We start from the raw sequence: 21,777 nt of genomic DNA on the forward strand, positions 1-21,777 counted from the left end.
TACGTGATGAGCACGGTATTTTATCGTTGAACCGCGCGTAATGAGCGATCTAAGAATGAAGAGAAGTGTTTACGCGTTAATGTATTATTCGGTGCAAAGGTATTTGTTGCGACATATCCTTTTGCGACCTCTAGCTGAGATAGGATATGGATTTCTTGATGATAGTTAGTTGAATTCGTTACGTCATTAAATGAATGAGTAGGAATGGCTTTAAATGTAAAGCCGTTTACTAATGCATTTGCCGCCTCAGCACGTGTCATATTTGCATATGGACGAACTTTCCCATTTTCTACTTTTAATAGACCGTGATGGACAGCCGTCGCGATTAAATCGTAATCGACTGAGGATGTGCTGATATCTGTAGCGGCTAACGTTAATCCTTTACGCACTGGGATATTCGTCGATTTCAAAATCATATCTACCGCTTGTTTACGTGTTACGGCTACATCTGGCTTGAATATGCCATTACCATATCCACGAATGATCCCTAAACTTGCCAAGTTTTCAACAGCTGGATACGCATCGTCACTGATGTGCACATCTTTGAAAGGCTGTTGCTTCGTAAAGACGGCTTTTGCTGTCCCTTGTTTTTTCATCGTCATCGAAGCTGCTCGAATTTTATAGCCTTTTAGATCGCGATGTCCTTCTAAAAATGTTGTACGCACTTCATAATTCCCACTCATTGCGTTTAATGGAAGTCGGAATACGAACTTTTCATTGTGTAGATTGATACTCTCATTTTGAGGTCCTGCTTTTACGCTATAAGGTGTAAGTCCAGGTAAATACCGTTCGTAATTCGCTACAGGTTTACCTTTTGGATCAAAGACTTCGACTAGTAAAGTTCCTCGAACTGGCGTGTCTCCAGTATTCTTAACATGCGCGGTTCCGTACATGACATAGTCTTTCTGCGGGCTTTGATAGGCACGTAGTTCGGACATGCTTACATTGACGTCGTACTTTACTACGCGTTTTTTAACGAGTGTTTCGCTTGTCCAATTCACAGATTCATTTAAAAATACACGCGCATCTTTAGCGCCATGTGTGCCTGAATAAGCTAAACCTTTCGTGCTATCGCGCCAAGCGGCCTCTGGTGCGTCAACTTGTAAAAAGTCAAACATTTTAAAGCCGATATAGATCACACGTCCATCACCATATTCCGTCGCTAATGCCATTGGCGTACCACGTTTGACGTATTGTGGTTTTCCATCAAGGGAAGTGGCTTGCTCGATTTGTAAAAGTGGGGCAACATAGCCGGAATAAGGAGATAATATTTCTACCCATTCGCCACTGGCACGATCATTGTAAAGTTCCAATGAACGACCTAGCTTCTTCTCCGCATTCCGAATAACGGGATGTGTTTTCATGCCAGGCGCAATGCGTAAATTTTTCACGGCATTATCTGAGACAAACCCAGAAGATAATACTTCTGATAAGTTATCCCATTCCCAGATCCATGATTGCGTTTTGAAAATAAGTGGCGTCAGGTCTAGTGCATTTGTTTTCCATAGCTTTGGATCTGCTTCATTACGTGCGCCGGCATAAACCGAAACAATACCGCCGCCATCACGAACATACTGTTTGACGACTTGACGTTGTTCATGTGTCATCAATACACCATAAGCAAAAACAATGGTATCATACTGTTGTAGTTTCGCTTGGTTCGTCAAATCTTTTTCATTAATTTTTTCTACGTTATAACCATCTTGTTGTAATGAATGAAATACTTTCAACTGCTTATCCCAAATGGCGCTGTATGTATTCTTTGCATCAATGGATTTTTTCTCACCATAAAATGTATGCGTTCCACCTGGCCTTGTAATTTGAGAGTATTCATCATTTACTTCAGAAAAGTAAACTGCCGTTTTCTTTGTATTTGCTTCTGTCATTTCAGGAAAAATCAAAACAGAAAATAATACAAATAGCATGCCTAACAAAGGGTATTTCCTCACAACTTCACGTCCTCAGTGTTATTTTACTCCTTATTATAGCATATTATTTAAATTAATCTTGATAGATACAAAGAACTAGTTGTTAATTGTGTGAGTGACAGGTACCTTTACCAATTGTGACCCTTGGAACGGAAAACTTCTTTATATATACTAAACCCCCTTTGAGACAATTTGCTCAAAGGGGGTTTGCTTCTTATGATTTTGTAATTTCCATAAAACCTTCACCGAAAACGTCACGTACATCGTGAATGGCGACAAATGCATCTGGATCTGCCACTTTGACGATTTTTTTCAGGCGCACAACCTCAGGGCTGCTAATGACAATGTACAAGATTTCTTTTTTCTCTTTTGAATAATAGCCATGCCCCGAATAGACTGTTACGCCCCTATTCATAATTTCGTTCACTTGTTGCGCAATGTCATCGGGCTTTTTGGAAATAATCGTGACAGCTTTCTTCGTATTGAATCCTTCAATAATGTATTCCATCACCTTTGTACCAATGTACAGCATCAAAATCGTCAGCATCAGTTTTTCCGCACCGATAATGAAATAAGAGGAAAAAGCGACAATCATATCGAAAAATAACAAGCCGTAACTAATGCTCCAGCCAAGATATTTATGTGTAATACTCGCAAGGATCGTAGAACCTGCTGTCGTACCACCGACTCGGATGATTAAGCCAATCCCAATTCCCGCAAATACGCCCCCAAAGATGGTATTCACAATGATTTCATCAGATGCAATGCGCCAATCTGACGTTATATGTAAAAACAAAGAATTGAACAATACAGCAATAATGGTATAAATGGTCGTGTTTTTACTTAAAAATTTGTAGCCAACGATTAGCAACAGACTGTTGATAATCAAGTTGACAAGGCCTGGAGACCATTCAAATAAATAATAAGCAATAATGGTTAGCCCGGTAACGCCGCCTTCCCCAAGGTCGTTCGGAATCACAAAAAGGTTTACCGCTAATGCGAAAATAAAAGAACCTGCAAGGATAAATAATAAATCGACGATTCGTTTTTTCATAAAACCCCACCCATCTACAAGTGCATCACATTCTGAACGCATTCAGAAGTTGTCGTTCCTTCTATAATACACTAGAACTTGTTCTAATACTCATCATACTCCCACTAATTTGCACAATACGACACCAGAATAGTCGGTGCTATTGCAGGTTGCCTTCAGAGTGTGATGTAGGTATCACGATTTGTTTGAGTGCCTGTTAATTTTTTTAGGAATAAAGGTTCTGATATCCGTCTTAAGAAATGTACTATAATACAGATGAAAGAATATAGGTAGAGAGAAGGGGCGGGGCATATGCTGAAAAAATTGGCTGCAGACGCGTTAGGATTGTCGGATATTGGTAAAATCATCGGTCCAGAAGATTATGATAAAACGGATGCGGATGATTATATTCGACATGAAGATCATGAAAAAATTTATTTTTTAATCAAGACAAAAGCAGATGAATATTGCTTTACGAACATTGCATTTATTCACGTCGATGGAGAGAAAGCGATTTCTTCGAAGCGCTTGCTAAAACGCTATCCGTATTCGCAATTCCAAATTACCAATGTGTATTTGGAAACGGCGGGAAAAGTAGATTTGGATGTTGAAATCAAGTTTACTCTAGGCAATCAGTCGTTCAGCATTGACGTTGACAAAAAGCAACTTGCCCAATTGAATGATCTATACAAAGCATTAGCCTATATTTCGGAACAAGTTCACGAAAATAATATCTTGTTAGAATTAGCGAATGGCAGTCTGGACAAAGCTGTAACAGTGTTGCATAACACACGCTTGTCTGACATCCAGTTAGCCGACGAGTATAAACAATTGACTGAATTCGGTTTTTCTTGGTTAACGGCTGTTCGTGACCAATACAACATCAAAGACTTCAGTGATGTGTTTGAGAAATATATTAACAATTAACTAGTTGTACATATTACCATTGAGAAAAGTGTGAGGTCCCAAGTTCTGAAACAGTTTGTTTTGGAACTTGGGACTTTTTCTGTTGGAGGCAAGAACTTTTCAAAGTGTAGATTTGTAATGGTGCCAAAGGTGAATCTACCTAGCTAAAATGCTAGAATAGTAGTAGTGGACCCCCATTATAAATAGAAAAGAAAGTAGTGAAACGTATGGCAATTGCATCGCATTCCGTAATCATTCAAGCACCTGTAGAAAACGTCTGGAAATACGTTAGTCAAATTGAAAATTGGGCAACAATGGTCCCTGCTTATAAAGAGCATGAACAAATTGATGAGCAAAAGTCAGTTTGGACATTTGAAGGGAATTTTAAAGGGTTGAAAAAGACAGTGAAAATGGAGTTAAACATCACTGAATTTGACGAGCCATCGATCATTCGGTTCGAGTTAAAAGGCTTAACGGATAACTTTACGGGAAGCGGAAGGTTTACTGCTGAAGAGACGGCAGGGGAAACTACGATGACAGGGACAATTGAAGTAAATGCAGGTGGCTTAACAGGCGCTGTATTGTCACCTGTTATTAAAATGGTGTTGCCGAAAGTGACAACGCGCTTAACAGAGAAAATTGCACGCCAAATTAAATAAGACAAGATTATGTAAAGCACCAGCCACTCATTCGATTATTTGGGGGGCTGGTGTTTTTTTGCGAAGAAGGTAGGGTAAGTGATAAATTGATCTTGATATTCATCACTTAACCCGTATAATTGATAACTTTCATTACCAGAGTAAACAGAGTAATAGTAGCTTGATGCTTTCCGTACTTTAGTCAATGGAGATTGACTAATTCCGGTATGCTGTATATATTTTTTCAATGTAATCATTTTAGTTGACTGTAGCCATTTATATTCAGAATGACTGATGAATTTATCGTCAAAAAGTAAACCCGCATATTTCCAACGCAAGTAGCCCACATATAAAAAGAACGGTAGAAGTACCGAACCAAATAAAAAGATTGGGTGTAGGTAAATGAATGCAAGTAGGATAATCGTAGGTGACCAAATCGCTTTCAGTAAGTAGTCTGGGAGGAGAGCCTTTTTTGCTTTCCTATTTATTTCAATCACGTCAAACATCGGCAAGTATTGCTTGATAACGTCTGCGACTTCCTTCTGTTTAAGAATCGGTCGAAAATACAGATCACGGCTTGTCTTCGTACTCATTCCAATGGGATCAATCTTTAATTGGACATAGCCGAATGGGCGGAATGATAGTGGCTCTATAATACGGATTGAACGGATTTCTTGGATTGGTATTTGATAGTCCTTTTTCTCAAAGAAGCCGTAAGAGATATAGATTTGTTTTTCAATTTTAGTTATTTGGTAGTTTTTGTACATGAAAAAAACATAAATAGCCGCAACGAAGGTTGATAAAATACTTAGTCCACATACAATAGGAATCATTGCCAACCATGCTTCAATCGGTATCTCTACCACACTGCGTCCACTTTCAATTACATTTTTCTGTTCTACTTCTGCACCTTCTATACCTACCCATCTTGCAATCGGTGTATATAAAAAACTAACCACTGTAAAGGTGAGTACAAAAGCACTCCAAAAAATTCGTGGATTTGTCACCGCTAGTAGCAAGCACGGAAGCACGGTTAAATTGTTCGATGCTGTATCTGTGATCTCCAAATCATACTCACCGAAGACAGTGTTTTTTATTTCCACAATTCCTTTGTTTGATAAAACAAAAGAAACTTCCTCTCCACCAATCAACTCTACATTAAAATTGGATACGCCAAGCAAGCGTTTAGGCAGTGAATCTGATGTATGAATCGACTTCACGCGATTGATTGCAATCTCTTGATATTTCCTTCTGAAAACACCTTCAGAAAGAGTGATTTTTTCCGCATTAAAGTCAAATTTTTTGCAGTACCATGAGCATATTGAAAATACAACAATCAACGTACAGAGCAAAAAAAATCCGATTTTCAACATATTTTCATATAGTTGATTTGTACCTAACAAACCAAGAACAAGCGTCAGGAGTGGAAGTAAATTGTTCTTTATTGTTCTATAATTAATATGAAGGATTTCAATTAGGTGATCTCTTTTCGTGTTCATCCTGATCTATCCCTTCCTCAATTAGTTTAGTAACAATGTCCGTTTTTACTTGCTGTGCTTGCTGTTCGGTCAAGTAAAGAATGAAATGATCATGCCCGGCAGTATAAATACTCAAACAATATAAATGAAAGAAACGTGAATAAAAGGTTTGTTCAATATCGACATGCTGAATACGGCGAATCGGAATTGTATCATGCTGGATGATAATTCCGCCTTTGACTGTTTGAATCACATTATCATCAATCGAAAATCGGAAATTTCGATAGCGAAGCGGATTAAAAATCAACCAGATCAAAAAATTCCAAGTGAAATAAATAGCTAATAGCAAAATGATTTTAAGGACAAAATCATACTCGTGAAAAAAATAATAAAGAACGGCAATGAATGCCATGCGTATGATAAATGATTGAAAATCCTCTAGTATCCAAATGATAATTGACTTTTTTTCTACCCTCTGCATATGAACTCCTTTTTTATGAAAAGTTATACTATTCTATCCATACTCTAATTATAGCAGACTTTAGTTCTACACTCACTATGAGTAATTAGCACGACTGTTGATTGAGAAAAAAACTGTGCCATACACTTTGTCCGATATGCATATGAGATTTGTTCATCCTTCGTGTTCCAAAAACGTAAGTACATAAAGTGCGAATGCTTTTAGGAAGAAAGAATCGTCGACCCTTCAATGGTGAATTTGTGAATCACATTAGCTATCACAAGCGGTTTATTATGACAAAATATCACTGTGTGGATTCCATTCTTATCCTGCAAATCTGATAAATATTTATAAAATTCCGGAAATATTTATTAAAATAAAATACCGGTCTACTTATAGGTAAAAGTAAGTATACTGTTACAACTGGAGAAGTGATTGTGTTTTGTTACCATGGGAATTTAAGAGAAATGGGGGGAGTATGATGAAAGACTTATTTGTTAAATGGAATCAAGTGAGCCTCGTAAAAAGGATAGTCATTGGTATTATTGTGGGTCTTATTTTAGCTGTAACCGTTCCTAAGGCGGCGAGTTGGGTTACCATTTTCGGTTCTTTATTTGTCGGTGCGTTAAAGGCAGTTGCACCCGTATTAGTTTTATTTTTAGTCATACATGCACTTGCCGCGCATAAAAGCGGGAAGAAAACAAATATGAAATCGATTCTTGTTCTTTATGCGATTGGTACATTACTAGCGGGGGCTGTTGCGGTCGTTGCGAGTTTTATGTTCCCAGTGACATTAACATTGACAGCTGGAGCAGATGGTCTTTCTCCACCTGAAGGTATTGTTGAAGTGCTGGAAACATTACTATTTAATCTAGTTGCGAATCCAATTGATGCATTAATAAATGCGAACTATTTAGGGATATTAATGTGGGCAGTTGTTCTGGGGCTTGCATTGAAAAATACCAGTCAAAATACGAAAGATATGTTGGGCAGTTTTTCGAGTGCCATTACGAAAGTTGTTCAGTGGGTCATTCAGCTAGCGCCACTTGGTATTATGGGGCTTGTCTTTGATGCAATCGTGACATCCGGCTTTTCTGCATTAGCTGTATATGGGAGATTAATCGCCATTTTAGTGGGCTGTATGCTGTTTATCGCATTGGTGGTGAATCCGTTAATCGTATTTATCTATACACGAAAAAATCCTTATCCACTTGTGTTAAGGGTTTTAAGAGAAAGTGGTTTAACGGCGTTTTTCACACGCAGTTCAGCTGCAAATATTCCAGTGAATATGAGGCTGTGTGAAAAACTTGGTTTAGATGAGGATACGTATGCAGTGTCCATTCCGCTTGGCGCTACTATTAATATGGCGGGTGCAGCCGTGACAATTGCTGTACTGACACTTGCAACCGTCTACACGCTTGGGATTGAAGTTGATTTTATGACTGCACTTCTGCTTTGTGTAGTTGCGGCTGTTTCGGCAGCAGGTGCATCTGGTGTTGCGGGGGGCTCGCTGTTATTGATCCCGCTAGCATGTAGTTTATTTGGTGTACCAAATGATATTGCGATGCAAGTAGTTGGTGTAGGTTTTATTATCGGGGTGATTCAGGACTCGTGTGAAACGGCACTAAACTCCTCCTCTGACGTCTTGTTCACAGCTACGGCTGAACATGCTAGAGAGCGTAAAGAAGGTAAAATAGTTTCTATGAAATCATAAAAACTAAGACAAAAGTAAAAAGAAATGAGAAGCCACGATTACCGAAGTTGATTCGATGATTGTGGCTTTTGGCGTCTGTAATGATTTACGAGTCCTACTTATTTACTTTGCACAAAAGAAAGCCGCCGTGCGATTACATCTGCAATTTTCAAGCCGTGGAAACGTCCGTCTTCGATGTACATACGATTGGTAATACCGCTCGTGACTACGCCAGCAAGAAATACATTTTTGACATTCGATTCATAGGTCTCTGGGTGAAAGGACGGAACCAATGTCGAGGCGTCCGTTTGAATGTCGATGCTTTGCAACATGGAAATATTGGGCTGGTAGCCGATAAGAGAAAAGCCAAAATCATTTGGTTTGGAAATGGCTCCTTCTGTCGAATGGATGTGAATGGAGGTTTCATCAATCGCAGCAATGCTAGAATTCGGATAAAATGCAATCTGTCCTTTTTTAAGAAGATTACGCATATCTAATAACAAGGATGGTTTAATGCCTTCTAAGACGGTGTCACCGCGGTGGACGAGAGTCACATGCGCACCGCTACGATAAAGGTCAATCGCAGCTTCAATGGCTGAGTTTTTTCCGCCTATTACGGTGACGTGTTGTCCATAATAAAGATGTCCTTCTTTATAATAATGGGATACTTTTGGTGAGATTTCTCCTGCTATTCCTAGCTGTCTAGGCGTATCGAAAATCCCGGTGGCAATCACAATTGTTTTCGCTTCATACGTAATGGTATTGCCATTACGATCTTCTGCTTGGAAAGTAAAAGATGCTGCGTTTTTTGTAATTGCATTCACTTTTTGAAAACATTTATCTGAATTTCTTGTCTTTCTGTTACAAGGCGATAATATTTTAACAGTTCTGTTCGTGAGGGGCGAACATCTTGAGATACGAATGGGATATTGCCGATTTCCAATCGATCTGAAGTACTATAGAACGTCATATGTAAAGGACATTTCACAATGGAATTGACAATCGCCTCTTTTTCGATAATGACATAAGAACCCCCTTTTTCTTGAAGGGCTAACCCCGTCGCTAAGCCGCAGGGGCCACCGCCAATAATGACAAGATCATACATCTAGTTAAAAACTTCCTTTGAAATAGCAAGTCACACGGTCTCAACAGGATGGGGGGGTGCTATGGGGCAGTATGCATGGTTGAATGCGAATACATACGAAAAAAGTATAAATCCTATGTTTACTCACGTATTATCGAAGTGGAATTATTTCCTGTCATCACGTTTTTATTGATACTGAGGGAAAATAAGATTATAATAATTGCTAGGATGAATGTATTAAAATGGAATCGGACGAGCGGTTTCAAAGTTTAATGCGTCATTGCTTAACAAACCTTAATGGTTCTTGTTGTATTCCACGCTTTGAAAAATACCCTTTTTCAAAACGAACCCTTCTGTATAGTCACAGAGGTCCTCTATGTATTCCTATTTCAATAAACAATTAAGGGTCTCCCCCTTAATGGATCTAATCCTTCGAAGAGTTGTTATGGTACTTACGTATAAAAAAAGATGCACGGATAAGCCGATGATCTGACCACTTTCAATCGTACGAACAGCGTACAGGTAGTGTTCAATCAATGGGCTTTTATTCATTTGTAGATATAGGTGTTACGATTGTTCTGAAAAGTAACACGAAGGGTAGAATAGTGAACAGTTGTTATGTATATATGTGTTACGAAATGATTGAAATGTGTTACTGTTCAGTGAAAAATTGCGGAGAGGGAGTTGAAGCATGCAGGATTCAACGTTAAAGCGGTTTGGTGTTTCAATGGATGGGGGTTTGTTGCGTAAATTTGATGCGTTCGTGCAACAAAGAGGGTATGAAAATCGCTCAGAAGCCGTTCGGGATCTTGTGCGTGAGGCGATACTTCAACAAACATGGGAAGATGATGAGCAGTTAATTGCGGGAAGTATTCTGTTGTTTTATGACCATCATCAGCGTAACTTATTGGAAGAAATGACGAAGATTCAACATAGTGTACATGATGTCATCCTTGCCACAACACACTTCCATTTAACGCATGATAGCTGTTTGGAGCTGATTGTCGTGAAAGGGAAAGTGAAGGATGTGCAGCGACTTAGTCATCAGCTGACGAGTTTAAAAGGTGTGTCTTACGGAAATTTCACAGCGGCACCAGTAGAACAAATCTAGTTTTGGCTGTAAAATCCTCCTTTTTAAAGGGAGAGACAACTATTTTTTAGAAGGAGTGTATGAAATGACAAAGAAATTGTTGGGACGCATGATCATAGCGACTGTCGCTATTTCGCTGATGTTAGCAGGTTGTTCATCATCCAAAACGAGTGAGGACAAGAAGAAAAAGGCGGACAGGCCGAAAGACGAGCTTGTGCTAGCATTTGGATCGGAGCCTGAAACGGGGTTTGATCCGACAACGGGGTGGGGACGTTATGGTTCACCACTTTTCCAAAGTACATTGTTAAAACGGGATGACCAATTGAACATAGTCCATGATCTTGCCACCCATTACGAAGTCAGTGAAGACGGCAAAGTTTGGACAGTAACGTTACGTGAGGATGTAAAATTTTCGGATGGCGAGCCTTTGACGGCAGCAGATGTGAAATTTACCTTTGAAACGGCAGCTACGAATGGTTCGGTTGTCGATTTAAATATTTTAGAAAAAGTTGAAGCAGTGGATAGTAAGACGGTTACATTCACGTTAAAGAAAGCACAGTCAACGTTTGTCAATAATTTGGCGGCGACGGGTATTGTGCCAGCGCATGCATATGGCGACGATTATGCGGAACATCCTGTTGGTTCAGGACCATTTGAACTGGTGCAGTGGGACAAAGGCCAACAGCTAATCGTAAAGGCAAATCCTGAATACTACGGCACAATGCCGTATTTTAAGCAGGTGACATTTGTGTTCTTAAATGAGGACTCTGCATTTGCGGCTGCGCAAGCAGGTACGGTGGACTTAGCTTATATTCCGGCTGCCTTTAGCAATAAAAAGGTACCAGGTATGGAACTAAAAGCGATAAAAACGGTAGACAATCGTGGAATTGTATTCCCTTACGTCAAGTCTGGTGAATCTACTGAAGACGGTTTGCCAATTGGGAACGATGTAACAGCAGACCCAGCTATCCGCCACGCGATTAATATCGCAGTTGACCGTCAGGCGCTAATCGATGGTGTGTTGGAAGGCTATGGAACGCCGGCTTATACGTCAGTGGATGGGCTTCCATGGTGGAATCCAGAGACCGTTATGGAAGATGCAGATATGGACGGAGCGCGTAAGTTATTAGAAGAAGCGGGTTGGAAAGATACCGATGGAGATGGCATTGTTGAGAAAGGCGCTTTGAAAGCCGAATTCGAGCTGTATTACTTAGCGGACGATACAATCAGACAATCCCTTGCGATTTCGGTTGCGGATATGATGAAGCCACTCGGCATTAATATTAAAATCGAGGGCGGCAGCTGGGATGTTATAAGCAAGAAAATGTACTCTGAGGCTGTTCTGATGGGCTGGGGAAGTCATGACCCACATGAAATGTACAATATCTATGATAGTGAAAATGCTGGAATTGAGTACTATAATACAGGGTTTTATAAAAATGATACGGTAGATGAATACTTTGACAAGGCACTTCAAGCGAAGAGTGAAAAAGAGGCCATTGAGTTTTGGAAAAAAGCACAATGGGATGGCACGACTGGTTTGAGTGCCAAAGGAGATGCTCCGTGGGCATGGTTAGTAAATATCGATCACTTGTATTTAGTGAAAGAAGGCCTTGATATCGGAGAGCAACGAATTCATGTTCATGGACATGGTTGGCCGGCTACAGATAATATTGCTGATTGGAAATGGAGTAAGTAATGTGCGTAAACATACAGGTGTAAAAATAGGCGCCTTTCTATTGATGAAGGGTTTTAGAATGCTGACATTATTGTTTGCGATTTGCCTAATCTCATTTTTATTAGTGAAGAATTCTCCGATTGATCCAATTCAAGCTTATATTGGTGCGGATATGTTAAAGGTAGGTCCTGAACAGCGAGAGCAAATCGCCGAATATTGGGGGCTTGACCAACCCGTTATGGTGCAATTTTTTAGTTGGGGTTCTGCCTTACTATCGGGTGATTTAGGGAATTCGATGATTTTTCGTCGTCCGGTAGCGGATATTATTGGCGAGCGCTTTCTAAATTCGCTCGTCTTAATGCTAACGGCATGGGTTTTGTCAGGTGTGATTGGTTTCGTGCTTGGCGTTGTATCTGCGATGAAAAAGGGCACGTGGATTGATCGAATCATTAAATGGTACTGTTACACACTGGCATCGACGCCTACGTTTTGGCTAGGGCTTCTGATGCTCATTGTGTTTGCGGTGTGGCTTGGGTGGTTCCCGATTGGGCTGGGCGTTCCAGCTGGGGTCTTGGCGGAAGATGTCACATTGGCAGATCGTCTCCAGCATCTCATACTCCCAGCGCTGACGTTGAGTGTATTGGGCGTGGCGAATGTTGCCTTGCATACACGTCAAAAACTTATTGAAGTGTTGGCGAGTGATTATGTGTTGTTTGCAAGGGCGAGAGGCGAACGTGGCTTTCTGTTGTTTTGGCGACATGGTTTGCGTAATGTTGCTTTGCCTGCCATCACCTTACAGTTCGCGGCTTTTAGTGAATTGTTTGGGGGAGCGGTGCTTGCCGAGCAAGTATTTTCCTACCCAGGTCTTGGACAAGCGACTGTCGAGGCAGGGTTAAGGGGAGACGTTCCTCTGTTATTAGGGTTAGTGCTGTTTAGTACGTTATTTGTGTTTGTAGGAAATTTAATTGCCGATCTTATCTATTATGTAGTTGATCCGCGGACGAGGGAGGGGCGCATGCTATGAACCTAGACCTCAAAGTAGAAAAGAAGAAGCGATTTTCTGTGAATCGAAGGCAGAGGACGCTCTTTACGATTATTGCTGCTACTGTTTTCTTGTTAACGGTTGTCATAGGTGGCGCTTTGCTCGATCAGGAAAGTATTGCGACGAATCTGACGGAACGAAATTTAGCGCCTTCGTTGGAACACTTTTTTGGAACGGATTGGTTAGGGAGAGATATGTTTACCCGTACGATGATGGGGCTGTCGTTAAGTATGGGCGTAGGGTTGATTGGGGCAATTGGCAGTACGTCCATTGCGCTAATCCTCGGTATGGCATCAGCAACAATGGGGAAATGGGCCGATCGTTTCATCTCATGGCTCATCGACTTGTTTCTAAGTGTGCCACATCTTGTTACGCTGATTTTGATTGCTTTTACGTTAGGTGGCGGGTTTAAAGGGATTGTCATCGGGTTAATGCTGACGCACTGGCCTAGCCTTGCGCGTGTAATTCGCGCTGAAGTGATGCAAATACGTTCAGCTGAATACGTACAAATTTCGCAACAGATGGGGAAATCACGTTGGTGGATTGCGATGCATCATATTTTTCCGCATTTGATTCCACAATTGTTAATTGGTTTTATGTTGATGTTTCCTCATGTCATTTTACACGAAGCGGCAGTGACTTTCTTAGGACTGGGGTTATCGCCTCATGAGCCAGCGATTGGTATTATTTTATCGGAATCGATGAAGTATTTGTCTTCAGGCATGTGGTGGCTCGCCTTTTTCCCAGGGCTATGCTTACTGATTATTGTACGGACATTTGAGACAATTGGCGAAAGTCTTCGTGTGCTCATCGATCCTATTCGGGCGCATGAGAAGTGATGGGGAGAAAGAAGGAGTTAACGCATGTCCATTCTTGAGGTAGAAAATTTATCGATAGCATTTCAACAATATACAGGTGGTTTAAGACAAACCAATGTCAAGGTTATTTCAAATTTAAACGTCACCCTTGAAGAAGGAGAGATTTTGGCAATTGTAGGAGCGAGCGGTTCAGGAAAGAGTTTATTGGCGCATGCCATTCTTGGGATATTGCCAGCGAATGCGATGGTTAGTGGAACGATTAGCTATGCGGGACAAGCGCTTACTGCTACACGCCAAGTTGCCTTGCGCGGGACAGATATCGCGCTGATTCCACAATCGGTTAACTATTTAGATCCATTAATGCGTGTAGGGAATCAAGTTCGGACTTCTGCAAAAGGTGATGATGCGGTTGACGCACAGCGCAAGGTTTTTGAACGACTGCATTTACAACAAGCTGTTGAGAAGATGTATCCTTTTGAGCTTTCTGGCGGGATGGCGCGTAGAACGTTGTTATCCACGGCGATGGTCAGTGGCGCTAAGGTGATTATTGCGGATGAACCGACACCTGGGCTGGATCCAGTTGTCATGAAAGAAGCGCTAGAAAACTTTCGAGAATTTGCGGATAATGGCTGTGCGGTGATGTTAATCACACATGATATTGAATCAGCGTTAACGATTGCTGACAAAATTGCGGTGTTTTATGCGGGGACGACTGTGGAAATCGCGCCTGTTGAGGACTTTGCGGGAGATGGCGAGGCATTGCGACATCCTTATAGTAAAGCGTTATGGAGAGCGTTACCGCAAAATGATTTTATCCCGATTCCAGGTTCGCAACCGCATCCGAGTGCATTGCCGCCGGGTTGTTTGTTTGCCCCGCGCTGTCTGATGGCAACGCCTGAATGTGAGCAAACACAACCAGAAATGCGAGACCTTCGGAATGGGAAGGTGAGGTGTATTCATGCAACTTGAAGCAAAAAATATTGGATTTCGTTATGGTGATAGACCTTGGCTGTTTCAAGGTGTCAATTTCACGGTAGAACCAGGAGAAATCGTTGGGCTTACAGCACCGAGTGGACGGGGTAAAACGACCTTTTGTCGGATGTTGGCGGGGTTTGAAAAGCCATTGGAAGGAACGATTACCTTGGATGGTGCCCCTATCGCTTCGAGGGGATTTCATCCGGTGCAACTGGTTTTTCAACATCCGGAAAAAGCGGTCAATCCACGCTGGAAGATGGAAAAGGTGTTGAATGAAGGAGGCACCCCAGACCCTGAACTGCTCGATTTATTAGGCATTGAGCAGGAATGGCTGACGCGTTGGCCTAACGAGTTATCCGGAGGGGAATTACAACGCTTTTGCGTAGCAAGAGCATTGAGTGCCAACACACGTTTTTTAATTGCTGATGAAATGACAACGATGCTCGATGCCATTACTCAGGCGCAAATTTGGCATGCTGTGCTTGAAATCGCCAAAAAGAGAGAGATGGGTATTATCATTGTTAGTCATGAGGAAAAGCTGGTGCAAAGGCTTTGTCATCGCGTGATTGAGTTGAATAGTGTGCATGTAGAGTGATGGTTTGTAGAGAGAAGGGATATTGCACGGGAGTTTTGGACTCTTGGGCAATGTCCTTTTTTAGTAGTGAAAGTGCGCAAAGTCTGTGTGTAACCGGGCAAAGTGGCCGTCGCCATGTGCTTTTATTTGAACAAATTACAGAATTGGTTTCAATCTATTCAAGGGGCAATCATAATTACAGCAAGCTACACAATAAGCAGTTATGATAAGAATAGAAGATCATTGAAGTGCTAGTTAAGGAGTGTGCGATATATGCAAAGTTTCGTTGTGATGCAGGGCCAAACGTATCAAGAAGAAAAGGAATTAGGAATGATTTGGTCGCGGAAACAAGCGGATGATGGGAGTTTGCCGCATTCGTGGTTACGCGTGTCAGAAGTACAAGAAGGAGACCGCATATTTCATTATGTAAAGGGAGATATTGTTGCGATTAGTGTGGCGAAAACAGGATGTCAATCTGCGCCAAGGCCGACGAGTATGCCTGATGAGGAAGACGGATATTTGGTGGGATTGGACTATCATGAATTGGAATTCCCTATAAATATACGTTCAACATTCGAAGTGCTATTGCCGTTTATGCCCATAAAATATGCGCCTTTTCAAGAGGATGGTAGCGGCAATCAAGGCTATTTGTATCCTTGTAATGACGAATTAGCGATGAAGTTAATCGAACTTATAAGCAATCTCAACATTTATCGAATAGATAAAGAACAATTGGAATTAGCCATGAGCCCGGTACGTCAAATCGAGCGCAACATGCTCATTCCAACGCTTGCAGAAACGGAAACAGCAGTGAAAACAAAGATACGGTTAGGGAAACAACAATTTGGACAAGGTGTATTCCCGCTATGGGATCAAACATGTGCACTTTGTGAGGTTGCGTTACCCGAATTGCTACGTGCCAGTTATTCGAAGCCCTGGAAAGATAGTACGGATGTTGAACAAGTCGATTCATATAACGGTGTGCTTCTTTGTTATAATCATCATGCGCTTTATGAGAATGGATTGATCGCATTTGATGGGCAAGGGAGATTGCATATTTCGTCTCGGATTCCAGAAGAAAAGTATGAGATATATAGTATCCGTCCTAAAATGAAAATTGCTCGAAAAGAAGCGAATAAGCCTTATTTTAAGTGGCATAAGCGGCATTTGTTTAACAAGTAGATTGGTGTGTGGTGGATGTGGGTTCTACTGGAGAGTGGTGCCTGGCATCCGCCTTACGATTATTTTCATTTCAAGAAAGATTATAGTGAATGTAAAGATGGCTGGCTTTTGCTAAGTCATAAATTAATGTTGAGAACAATCCTGTTCCGAAGGGCTAATAATTGTCCGGGAACAGGATTGTTTTTTTGTGGGAGTAAGAAATATACAATAATTTTACGAATTCCATCAGTAAAGTATTGAACTGCCAGAGTATAAAGATTGGGCTATTTTATCTAAATGCAACATTGAATTAAGTAATTCTGAAATTAATTGAACAGTTCGGAAGATTGCAGATTAATTGATTCATAAATGAATTATCTAAACGGAAACATGATGAATACTCCTATATCCCATCTGACTTTCTATTAAACAGAAACTTGGCATTGTTCTTGCAAGTAGTATAAGTGTAAGGAACACAGCTCTAATAACTTTTGCCAACAAAGCAAATAAGGTGGAGATGATATGTTCAGTTCAATGGCAATTAGTAAGAATTGGGGAATTAGAAAAAGATAACGGGTGAAGGGGTGGGAAATTTAATAAGGGATTTGTGAAAAATGTTATTGAAGTATCTATCAGGGAAAAGAGATGCTGAAACACGAAACTGTATATAATAATTGGGCTGTACCTCATCCCGATTTCGGAAAAATCATTATACCTTAGTTGGGTAATCAAAAAGAATAGCAAAAATAGAATGCGGAGGGGAAATATAAATGAGTAAAGCAGTGATCGTCTCTGTGGCAAGAACTCCAATTACTAGAATACGAGGAGCTTTAAAAGATCTACATCCTTCCATTTATGGGGGACTTGTCATCAAAGAAGTGCTTCAAAGGGCACAAGTCGAAGGTGAAGAAGTGGATGACGTCATCTTTGGAAATTGTAATGCAGGCGGTGGGAATATCGCGCTTGTCTTTACTAGAAGGAGGGCTGCCCATAACGGTACCGGGCGTTACAATTGACCGGCAATGTGGATCGGGAATTAATACTGTTGCACTAGCTGCCGATGCCATCAATGCCGGAAGTGGGCGAATTCTAGTGGCAGGAGGAACGGAAAGCCTGACAAGGGCTCCTTATCTATTGGAATCTCCAAGTCAAGCATTTGATCGGGTTCCACCCAAGTTTTTACTGAAACAGTTGTCACCAGTGCACATCGGAAGTCCAACGATGGGTATTACCGCTGAAAACCTTGCGGAACGCTATGATATCAGCCGAGAGGAACAGGATGCCTTTGCCTTGCGAAGTCAGCAAAATATGAAAAAGGCGGTAGAACAAGGGTTTTATAAAGATCAGATTGTACCTGTACCCATCGAAGGAAGAAAAGGAGCAATCACTTACCTTTCTGATGATGAACATCCAAGACCAGAAACGACCTTGGAAGGGTTAGCTCCTCTTCGTCCAGCATTTAAGGAAGATGGTACAGTAACCGCGGGTAACGCATCTGGTGTTTGTGACGGAGCCTCAGCGCTGCTTATGATGTCAGAAGAGGAAGCGTTGAAAAGAGGGGTGGAACCGCTCGCAAGGGTAGCCGACTGGGCAATCGCTGGAGTGGATCCAAATATTATGGGGATAGGTCCTGTCCCCGCCATCAACAAGTTATTAGGGAAAATGGAATTGACTTTAGAAGATGTGGACCTGATTGAAATCAATGAAGCTTTTGCCAGCCAAGTACTCGCCTGCGACCGTGAACTAAACATGGATATGGAAAAGGTCAATGTGAATGGAGGAGCAATTGCCCATGGGCATCCAATTGCTGCGACTGGTGGGATGCTAGTGATGAAACTAGCACATGAAATGAAGCGCCGGGATGTTAGGCGAGGACTCGTATCGGCGGAGGTCAAGGAATTGCCCTAATGCTTGAAAGGTAAAGGAAAGAAGCAGTACGAAAACATATTTGTTATTTTAATGTACCTAGAAGTTTTTTAGAGGAGGTCATCTAATGAGCCGTTTACAAGATAGAGTTGCTATTGTCACTGGTGCAGGGCAGGGGATTGGAGCGGAAACAGCAAAGCGATTAGCACAAGATGGGGCGAAGGTGGCAGTATTTGACCTGAATGAAGAGGTTGGTCGTGAAACAGTTCAAGCTATTCAATCCAATGGTGGAGAAGCGATTGCGATTGGTTGTAACGTTTCTGATGTCGAGCAAGTGAATGCTGGCGTTGAAAAAGTTGCTGCTCACTTTGGACGGATTGATATTTTGGTAAATAACGCTGGAGTGACCCGAGATAACCTTCTTTTCAAAATGTCAGTGGAAGACTGGGACACGGTGATGAATGTGCATCTAAAGGGCAGCTTTTTATGTGCCAAAGCAGTGCAGAAATTTATGGTTAAAGAACACTATGGAAAGATCATCAACATTAGTAGCGCATCAGCTCTGGGGAACCGCGGACAAGCCAATTATTCGGCGGCCAAGGCTGGATTACAGGGATTTACCCGAACCTTAGCAATGGAATTAGGACCCTTTAACATTAATGTGAATTCTGTTGGTCCTGGGTATGTCATAACGGACATGACAAAGGCCACATCAGAACGAGTAGGCTTGGATTTTGAGGAACAGCAAAAATTAATTGCAGAGAGAAATCCGCTTAGAAGAGTGGGGAAACCTGAAGATATTGCTAACGTAATCGCCTTTCTAGCTAGTGAAGACTCCAGTTACGTGAATGGACAAATTATCTACGTCAACGGAGGAGCCCGCTAAATCTAGTTATCTTCTTTCAGCAAATCTTTTTGTACTGAAAGCGAAGCGTCAGCTACAGAAGATTCCCACCTCTATAGGTGGTGAGATGAATGCGTTTTTGTTTTACTGTTCAGTGGATGTTGGGACGCCCGCTGAACGAAGATAAAGCCTCCGGCGGATGTCACAGATTTTCAAAGGAGCTTTTCGAGCGAGGTCGAAAAAATCTGGACGCAATTACGCCTTGGCGTAATTGATTATCATGAACAATTAAAATTAAACGAAAAGGGAGATGGAGAAACATGGAATTTTTATTGACAGAAGAACAGAGAATGGTGCAAAAAACAATTCGAGATTTCGTGCAGAAGGAACTAATTCCGTTAGAGCCGGAGGTATTGCGAAATGAGCGAGAAGGGCGTCCGGGAATTTCACCAGAAAAGCTCCACGAACTTCAGATGAAAGCGAAAGAAATTGGTTTTTGGGGAATTGAAACCCCGGAGGAGTATGGAGGAGCAAACCTTGGGGCTGTAATGAGCGCAATTATTGCAATTGAAATTGCTAGAACTTTCATTCCATTTCGACTAGGCGGTGTGGCAGATAATATTCTCTATTTCTGTAATGAAGAACAGAAGAAAAAGTACCTGATTCCAACGATTAACGGAGAACGTCGCTCTTGCTTTGCTATTACCGAACCAGGAGCTGGATCTGATGCTAAGAGCATCCGAATGTCGGCAGTTAAGGACGGGAATGACTGGGTTTTGAACGGGGAAAAGACTTTTATCACACAAGGGCATGAAGCGGATTTTACCATCGTGTTCGCAGTTACGGATAAGGAAAAAGGTGCAGACGGCGGAGTTACTTGTTTCCTTGTAGATCGGGATATGGGGTGGCGTTCCGAGTATATCCATACAATGGGAGAATGGGGACCAGCCTCTCTCGTCTTTGAAAATGTGCGAGTTCCGGAAGAGAACATTTTGGGTGAAGTAGGTAATGGTTTTGAGCTTGCCATGAGATGGATCGGCAAAGGCCGATGGATGATTCCCGCTAGAGCTATTGGATCTGCAGAAAGATTGCTGCAAATGGGCGTAGATTATTCCAAAATGCGTAAGACTTTTGGAAAACCGATTGCCGAACATCAAGCGATTCAGTGGATGCTTGCGGATTCCGCAGTAGAAATCGAGGCGACGAAGTGGCTCGTTTTACGTGCGGCGTGGATGGTAGAAAACGATGTTGATGCGCGTCATCAGTCAGCTATCGCCAAGCTATACGGCTCTAATATGGCCAACAATGTGGTGGACCGGGTACTGCAGATTCATGGAGGAATGGGTTATACGAAAGAGTTGCCGATAGAACGCTGGTATCGCGAATTAAGATTGCTTCGTATTTTTGAAGGTACTGATGAAATCCTGCGCCGCACAATTGCTCGCAACCTGATCAAAGGACATGTGAAGATTGGCGAAATCGATAGTGCAGACATGCTAGCCCGTAATGGAAGGAGGGAAAAAGTTGCTAGTAGATCCTAGTATTATCGGAAGTACAAGTGAATCAAAAATATTTGAGATCGAAAAAGGCGCCATTCGTAATTTTGCTGTAGCCATTGGCGATGATAATCCCTTGTACACGGATGAGGCGTTTGCTAAGGAATGCGGGTATCGAAGCATCGTTGCACCTCCTACATTTCCAACTACAATCCGGGTGACGAATCCGAAGGTCCAGTTTGAACCAAGTCGAGTTTTGCACGGAGGGATGGAATATCTTTATGAACGACCAATTGTAGCAGGAGATATCTTGCGCTGTTTCAGCTCTGTGACCGAGGTCTATGAAAGAGAAGGAAAGATGGGCAAGATGACGTTTCTCGTGCAGGAAACCCGCGGTGAAGATTTGGAAGGTAACTTGGTGTATCGCGGGAAAAACACGCTGATTGTGCGCTGAATGGAGGGTAGTAAATGACTGGAATTGACTGGATTCGGGCAGAGGTTGGGCAGGAGTTTAAGCCTCTTGTCAAGCCGGCAATTGAAAAAGTCCAATTAGTAAAATATGCCGGAGCGTCTGGAGATTTTAATTTGATTCATACCGATGTTGAGACGGCAAAAAGTGTCGGTCTACCTGGCACCATCGCACACGGAATGCTCAGCATGGGGTTTCTAGGTCAGTTATGCGGTCAGTTGGCCGGAACAAACGGTTTTGTCAACCGATTGATGGTTCGGTTTGCAGGCATGGTCTTTCCTGAGGACATTCTGACTTGTCGGGCCAAGGTTACAAACAAGGATGAGGAAGAGCGTACGTTGGATTTAGAAATTTACGTAGAGCGAGAACCAGGCAAGGCTTTAACAACAGGCGAGGCAACGCTGAAGTTTTACTAAATATGGAAGTAGAAATGCAGCCCGGTCCCTGTGGGAACGGCCGCATTTTTCTATCCGTTGTAATCTGTTGTTGGTAGAGATGATTCAAATTCCGATAGAAACTTTGGATTGAAAAGAAAGGATGAATA

20 protein-coding genes and 1 pseudogene are annotated in these 21,777 nt (G+C 41.8%); 15 read left to right on the top strand and 6 right to left on the bottom strand.

From position 1 onward, the window contains the following. Positions 1–20: 20 nt before the first annotated feature. Together MKY34_RS08105 and MKY34_RS08110 are read right to left on the bottom strand one after the other, a co-directional pair. Positions 21–1,949, bottom strand: coding sequence for an S-layer homology domain-containing protein (locus MKY34_RS08105; RefSeq protein WP_342514678.1), 1,929 nt, complete (start codon positions 1,947–1,949; stop codon positions 21–23). 193 nt (positions 1,950–2,142) lie between these two features. Further along, complete coding sequence (locus MKY34_RS08110) at positions 2,143–2,982, bottom strand: YitT family protein (RefSeq protein WP_342514679.1); 840 nt, start codon at positions 2,980–2,982, stop codon at positions 2,143–2,145. Between the two features lie 291 nt (positions 2,983–3,273). On the opposite strand from MKY34_RS08110, the gene MKY34_RS08115 reads away from it, so the two are divergent. Then, a complete protein-coding gene (locus MKY34_RS08115; protein WP_342514680.1) occupies positions 3,274–3,888 on the top strand; it encodes a PH domain-containing protein in 615 nt (204 codons plus the stop codon). A 206-nt stretch (positions 3,889–4,094) separates the two neighbouring features. Next, positions 4,095–4,526, top strand: a complete 432-nt coding sequence (locus MKY34_RS08120) for an SRPBCC family protein (protein WP_342514681.1) — start codon at positions 4,095–4,097, stop codon at positions 4,524–4,526. 35 nt (positions 4,527–4,561) lie between these two features. On the opposite strand, the gene MKY34_RS08125 is transcribed toward MKY34_RS08120, so the two are convergent. Further along, the gene (locus tag MKY34_RS08125) at positions 4,562–6,004 is read right to left on the bottom strand and encodes a PH domain-containing protein (RefSeq protein ID WP_342514682.1); all 1,443 of its coding nucleotides are present in this window, start codon (positions 6,002–6,004) and stop codon (positions 4,562–4,564) included. After that, positions 5,976–6,464: a PH domain-containing protein gene (locus MKY34_RS08130; RefSeq protein WP_342514683.1), complete on the bottom strand. Its 489-nt coding sequence runs from the start codon at positions 6,462–6,464 to the stop codon at positions 5,976–5,978. The genes MKY34_RS08125 and MKY34_RS08130 overlap by 29 nt, the downstream gene beginning before the upstream one ends. Before the next feature lie 460 nt (positions 6,465–6,924). Between MKY34_RS08130 and sstT the strand changes: the two genes are divergently transcribed. Continuing rightward, entirely contained in the window at positions 6,925–8,157 is a 1,233-nt protein-coding gene (gene sstT / locus MKY34_RS08135) for a serine/threonine transporter SstT (RefSeq protein ID WP_342514684.1), read from the top strand. Positions 8,158–8,255: 98 nt separating this feature from the next. On the opposite strand, the gene MKY34_RS08140 is transcribed toward sstT, so the two are convergent. Together MKY34_RS08140 and MKY34_RS08145 are read right to left on the bottom strand one after the other, a co-directional pair. Next, complete coding sequence (locus tag MKY34_RS08140; protein ID WP_342514685.1) at positions 8,256–8,960, bottom strand: NAD(P)-binding domain-containing protein; 705 nt, start codon at positions 8,958–8,960, stop codon at positions 8,256–8,258. Further along, positions 8,957–9,241, bottom strand: a complete 285-nt coding sequence (locus MKY34_RS08145; RefSeq protein WP_342514686.1) for an NAD(P)-binding domain-containing protein — start codon at positions 9,239–9,241, stop codon at positions 8,957–8,959. Before MKY34_RS08145 ends, MKY34_RS08140 begins: the two co-directional genes overlap by 4 nt. A gap of 670 nt (positions 9,242–9,911) precedes the next feature. Here MKY34_RS08145 and nikR point away from each other — a divergent pair. The 12 genes and pseudogenes from nikR (at position 9,912) to MKY34_RS08205 (ending at position 21,649) form a co-directional block, all read left to right on the top strand. After that, positions 9,912–10,331, top strand: coding sequence for a nickel-responsive transcriptional regulator NikR (gene nikR, locus MKY34_RS08150; RefSeq protein WP_342514687.1), 420 nt, complete (start codon positions 9,912–9,914; stop codon positions 10,329–10,331). 64 nt (positions 10,332–10,395) lie between these two features. Then, positions 10,396–12,009 (top strand): ABC transporter substrate-binding protein, encoded by a 1,614-nt coding sequence (locus MKY34_RS08155; RefSeq protein WP_342514688.1) that lies wholly within the window; start codon positions 10,396–10,398, stop codon positions 12,007–12,009. Positions 12,010–12,052: 43 nt separating this feature from the next. Next, positions 12,053–13,012: an ABC transporter permease gene (locus tag MKY34_RS08160; RefSeq protein WP_342515215.1), complete on the top strand. Its 960-nt coding sequence runs from the start codon at positions 12,053–12,055 to the stop codon at positions 13,010–13,012. Continuing rightward, positions 13,009–13,869 (top strand): ABC transporter permease, encoded by an 861-nt coding sequence (locus tag MKY34_RS08165; protein WP_342514689.1) that lies wholly within the window; start codon positions 13,009–13,011, stop codon positions 13,867–13,869. Before MKY34_RS08160 ends, MKY34_RS08165 begins: the two co-directional genes overlap by 4 nt. Positions 13,870–13,893: 24 nt before the next feature. Further along, positions 13,894–14,817: an ABC transporter ATP-binding protein gene (locus MKY34_RS08170; RefSeq protein WP_342514690.1), complete on the top strand. Its 924-nt coding sequence runs from the start codon at positions 13,894–13,896 to the stop codon at positions 14,815–14,817. Beyond that, on the top strand, positions 14,807–15,418 hold the full coding sequence (locus MKY34_RS08175) for an ATP-binding cassette domain-containing protein (RefSeq protein ID WP_342514691.1): 612 nt from the start codon (positions 14,807–14,809) through the stop codon (positions 15,416–15,418). Before MKY34_RS08170 ends, MKY34_RS08175 begins: the two co-directional genes overlap by 11 nt. Before the next feature lie 252 nt (positions 15,419–15,670). Then, positions 15,671–16,579 (top strand): HNH endonuclease, encoded by a 909-nt coding sequence (locus MKY34_RS08180; RefSeq protein ID WP_342514692.1) that lies wholly within the window; start codon positions 15,671–15,673, stop codon positions 16,577–16,579. Positions 16,580–17,328: 749 nt separating this feature from the next. Beyond that, positions 17,329–18,480, top strand: a pseudogene (locus tag MKY34_RS08185) (thiolase family protein). A 71-nt stretch (positions 18,481–18,551) separates the two neighbouring features. Next, positions 18,552–19,310, top strand: a complete 759-nt coding sequence (locus MKY34_RS08190) for a beta-ketoacyl-ACP reductase (RefSeq protein WP_342514693.1) — start codon at positions 18,552–18,554, stop codon at positions 19,308–19,310. Between the two features lie 278 nt (positions 19,311–19,588). Then, positions 19,589–20,809: an acyl-CoA dehydrogenase family protein gene (locus MKY34_RS08195; protein ID WP_342514694.1), complete on the top strand. Its 1,221-nt coding sequence runs from the start codon at positions 19,589–19,591 to the stop codon at positions 20,807–20,809. Continuing rightward, positions 20,793–21,218: a MaoC family dehydratase N-terminal domain-containing protein gene (locus MKY34_RS08200; protein ID WP_342514695.1), complete on the top strand. Its 426-nt coding sequence runs from the start codon at positions 20,793–20,795 to the stop codon at positions 21,216–21,218. The genes MKY34_RS08195 and MKY34_RS08200 overlap by 17 nt, the downstream gene beginning before the upstream one ends. A gap of 14 nt (positions 21,219–21,232) precedes the next feature. Next, positions 21,233–21,649, top strand: coding sequence for a MaoC/PaaZ C-terminal domain-containing protein (locus MKY34_RS08205; protein WP_342514696.1), 417 nt, complete (start codon positions 21,233–21,235; stop codon positions 21,647–21,649). The last annotated feature ends 128 nt before the right edge of the window (positions 21,650–21,777 follow it).

This window comes from Sporosarcina sp. FSL K6-1522 (assembly GCF_038622445.1).
In the GTDB taxonomy this organism is placed as follows: Bacteria; Bacillota; Bacilli; order Bacillales_A; family Planococcaceae; genus Sporosarcina.